Genomic DNA, 4,135 nt, shown 5'->3' with positions numbered 1-4,135 from the left:
CCCGGATCTGCGTCCGGGACGCGATACGGGCGAGCCTGCGGTCGCGGTACCCGGACGGCGACTTCCCCGGACCGGCCGCCGAGGCCGAACACGGCGTCGTCGCCGACGAGACCGCGGAGGTATTCGAACCATGACGAACGAGACACACGACACCGACGGCACTGGCACGGAGACGGACGGGAGCACCGACGATCCGCACCCGTCGACGCCCGGGGGCGGCACCGCTCCCGAACCGGAGCCCATCGACCCCGCCGCGCCCGACGAGTTCGGGCTCGTTCAGGCGTGGTGGGGGGACGGCAAGGGGAAGACGACGGCGGCGATGGGAATGGGGTTCCGCGCGGCCGGCCACGGCTACCGCGTCCACATGCTTCAGTTCATGAAGGGCGGGGCGGACAGCGTCGACGCGGTGCGCGGCGAGTACAACGCGATCGCCGCGATGCCGGGGTTCACCTACGAGAACGCCGGCCACTACGGCTGGCACGGGCTGCTCGACGGCTCCGCGGACGACGAGCACGCGGCGAAGGCGACGGCCGCCTTCGAGCGCGCCGAGACCCTCGTCGACGGGGCGGCCGAGGCAGATCTGACCGAGCCGATCCCGCTCGACGCCGACCCCGACGACGGAGTCCACCTGCTGATCCTCGACGAGCTGTTGTACGCCGCCGATCGCGGCCTCGTCGACCCCGATCGGGTCGTCGAACTGGCACGCTCGAAACCGGACCGTCTCGAGCTCGTCCTCACCGGCAGCCACGCCGAGCCGACGTATCTGGAGGCGGTCGCCGACCTGATCACGAACGTCCGGAAGGTGAGACACCCGTTCGACGCGGGTCACCGGGCTCGGCGAGGGACGGAGTACTGAGCGATGACGGCGACTCCCCACCGGCCGGCCACGCGATGACCGACACGATCCTGATCGCGGGCACCGCGAGCCACGTCGGCAAGAGCACGCTGGCTGCCGGACTCTGTCGGCTCCTCGCGCGTCGCGGCGTCGACGTCGCGCCGTTCAAGGCCCAGAACATGAGCAACAACGCTCGGGTGGCGCTCACGCCCGACGGCGACTGGGGGGAGATCGGCGTCTCCCAGTACGTCCAGGCCCGCGCGGCGGAAACCCCGTCGACGACCGATATGAACCCCGTGCTGCTCAAACCCCGTGGCGACGGGGAGAGCCAGCTGGTGATCGACGGCGAGGCGGTCGGCCATTTCGCCGCCGGCGACTACTACGAGTCGCACTGGGAGCGGGCCCTGACCGCCGCCCGCGACGCTCATCGTCGGCTGGCGGGCGACCACGACGTCGTCGTCGCGGAGGGTGCGGGCAGCATCGCCGAGATCAACCTCCACGACCGCGACCTCGCGAACATCGAGTGCGCCCGGTTCGCCGACGCGCGGATCGTGATCGCCGCCGACATCGAGCGCGGCGGGGCGTTCGCGAGCCTCTATGGTACGCTCGAACTGCTCCCCGAGGACGTTCGCGACCGAGTCGTCGGCGCGGTGATCACGAAGTTCCGCGGCGACCGCTCGCTGCTGGAGCCGGGAATCGAGGAGATCGAGTCCCGAACCGGCGTCCCGATGCTCGGCGTCGTCCCGTACGACGACCCCGGACTTCCCGCGGAGGACAGCCTCTCGTTGCCCGGACGGGCGGGGAGCGTGGACGGCTCGACCACGGGGGCCGAGCGGGCCGTCCTCGGCGATGACGACGGCGTCTCCGACGCCGAGTCCGTGCGGATCGCGGTCCCGCGGCTGCCGCGCATTTCGAACTTCACCGACCTCGAACCGCTCGTTCGTGAACCCGGGGTGCGGGTGGCGTACGTTCCGGTCGAACCGTCCACCGACACCGACACCGACCCGTCCAACGCCGACACCGACCCGTCCAACGCCGACACCGACCCGTCCAACGCCGACACCGGCTCACCCCTCGCCGACACCGGCTCACCCCTCGCCGACGCCGACGCGGTCGTGATCCCGGGGTCGAAAAACACCGTCGACGACCTCCTCGCGCTCCGAGCGGCCGGGCTCGACGACGCGATCCGGGCGTTCGACGGGCCGATCGTCGGGCTCTGTGGCGGCTACCAGCTCCTCGGCGAGCGGATCACCGGTGCCGACGTTGAGGGGACCGGAGAGCAATCGACGATCGACGGACTGGGGCTGCTTCCGGTCGAGACGCGGTTCACGACCGACAAGCGTGTCGAGCGGGTGACGCGGTCGGTCGAGGGCGGCGGGCCGATCACGGGGGCGACCGGAGCCGCCACCGGGTACGAGATCCACATGGGGCGGTCCTCCCCGACGGCGACTGTCGAGCGACCGATCGGTCCCGAAAGCGTCGCGACGGACCGGATCCTCGGAACGTATCTCCACGGGCTGTTCGAGAACCGCGGCGTTCGCGAGGCGTTCGTGGAGACGGTGTTCGACGCGGCCGCCACGTCACGCCCGTCGACCGGCTCAGCGGTGACTCGCTCGGAAGAAGCCGATCCGGAGAGAACCGGCTCGACGGCCGACACGCCGTACGACCGAGCGGCGGACCTCGTCGAAGACGCGCTCAAACTGGGTCCGCTCGGGGTTCCCGACCTGTCCGCCTCCTCGCCGTAGACGGGAGATGTCGGTCGAACTCGGTCGGCGGTCGAACTCGGTCGGCGGTCGAACTCGGTTGGCGGTCGAACTCGACAGACGGAAGCGATCCCCGATCGGGCGTCAACACTCCGTGAGCGTCTCCTCGAGCAGCTTTCGCTGCGCGACGGCGAGATGCTCGGCGAACGTCGACGGCGCGATGTCGAGCGCGTCGGCGACCGCGCTCGCGTTGGCGTCTCGCGGGCGCTCGAAGTAGCCCATTCGGTAGGCGGTTCGGAGGACCTCCCGCTGTCGTTCCGTGAGTCGACCGCGATCGACTACCTGACGGTCAGTGACCGCATCCGGCCCGCCGGACCCCTGAAGCAGGTACTGAACGGCGACACGGTCCGAGACCTCGCCCAGCGCCGAGACCACGTCACGAAGCCGATCGAGGTCCGGGAGATGGACGGTCACGTACAACACCCCGTTCTCGGCACGGGTGTCGGCGACGGGGACGTCCAAGGACTCGACGATCCGGCAGGCACACTCCCGGTCGTCCGATCGGGCATAGCGATACACACGCTCGGCACCGAGGTCGATAACCGACTCGGGCTCGGGGTCCATCTCCGCCCGCTCGACGAAGTCGTCGTCGCGGACGCGGAACTCCTCGGTGTGGCGGCCGTCGACGCGGGACCAGCTGATCCCGGTGATCGGATCGTCCGAGGTGTCCGACGCGGTAGCGAGCGGGCAGCCGTTCAGTCCGTGTAGGGCGAGCTCGGCACGGACGCCGGTCGGCGTCACGTCGTCGGACTCGTCTGCCGGTGGATCATCTACTGGGCGGGGTCGCGTTCCCATCGATCGGAGGGTGGGTCGGTGAACATAAAACCGTGACCCCGAACGAGTACCAAAATCACTCCGTCGAGAACACCCGCAATACTGAGGGCCGGTCCGTATCGGTTCGCCGCCCCGAACGATGACCGTGTACCGAAGCATCCACGCGGCCGGGGCGTTGGCACTGGCCGGTGCCGGAACGGGCATGGGGATCGCGGCGATCAGCGGAGTGACGGAAGTGGGCGGCGGCGACCTGGCGGGCTGGGCCGCGCTGTTCGCCGTTGTCGTGGTGCCTCTCGGCTACGTCGCCGCTCGCGAGACGCGGTGGGCGCTCCGCACCGACGGGTTCGACGTGACCCGGACCGATCTCGGCAACGCGGTGGCCGTGGCTGCCGGCGCGCCGGTCACCTACGTCCTCTCCATCGAGGTCGGGCTCGGGCCGGTAGTCGCGTCCGCGCTCGTCGGACTCTTCGCGTACGTGCTCTCCGAGAAGTACGCCGCACCCGCGTACTGTGGCTCGTTCGTCGGGATGGCGACGCCCGCTGCCGGTGCCGATATCGTGGCAGTGAGCGCCGCGGGTGTCGTCTCCGCCGGGGTCTTCGTCGCCGCGAAACGCGGTTTCAACGGCTTCGGGGGAAAGCTCGGGACGACCGCCTTCGTCGGCTGTCTCGCCGTAGCGGCGCTCGGCGGGTTCGGTCCCGGAAGCGGGACGGTACCGGCCGGCGACGTCGCCGCCGTACTCGTCGTCGTGGCGGCGCTCGCCGCC

The 4,135-nt window shown here is 70.4% G+C and carries 3 protein-coding genes and 2 pseudogenes; 4 read left to right on the top strand and 1 reads right to left on the bottom strand.

Features of this window, described 5'->3' with window-relative positions; genetic code table 11:
• The 3 genes and pseudogenes from ACFQEU_RS12250 to ACFQEU_RS12240 all read left to right on the top strand — a co-directional run.
• Positions 1-134: pseudogene (locus tag ACFQEU_RS12250) on the top strand (adenosylcobinamide amidohydrolase); the annotation flags it as partial.
• The gene (locus ACFQEU_RS12245) at positions 131-856 is read left to right on the top strand and encodes a cob(I)yrinic acid a,c-diamide adenosyltransferase (protein ID WP_379782531.1); all 726 of its coding nucleotides are present in this window, start codon (positions 131-133) and stop codon (positions 854-856) included. The pseudogene ACFQEU_RS12250 and the gene ACFQEU_RS12245, both read left to right, overlap by 4 nt.
• 35 nt (positions 857-891) lie before the next feature.
• Positions 892-2,580 (top strand): cobyric acid synthase, encoded by a 1,689-nt coding sequence (locus ACFQEU_RS12240; RefSeq protein WP_379782529.1) that lies wholly within the window; start codon positions 892-894, stop codon positions 2,578-2,580.
• Between the two features lie 102 nt (positions 2,581-2,682).
• Here ACFQEU_RS12240 and ACFQEU_RS12235 read toward each other — a convergent pair whose 3' ends face one another.
• A complete protein-coding gene (locus tag ACFQEU_RS12235) occupies positions 2,683-3,393 on the bottom strand; it encodes a helix-turn-helix domain-containing protein (RefSeq protein WP_379782527.1) in 711 nt (236 codons plus the stop codon).
• Positions 3,394-3,511: 118 nt separating this feature from the next.
• Here ACFQEU_RS12235 and ACFQEU_RS12230 point away from each other — a divergent pair.
• Positions 3,512-4,135, top strand: a pseudogene (locus tag ACFQEU_RS12230) (hypothetical protein); the annotation flags it as partial.

This window comes from Halorubrum tibetense (assembly GCF_042661865.1).
GTDB lineage: Archaea > Halobacteriota > Halobacteria > Halobacteriales > Haloferacaceae > Halorubrum > Halorubrum tibetense.
The sequence above is the reverse complement of the archived record's forward strand: the minus strand, read 5'-3'. Positions and strand labels throughout refer to the sequence as shown.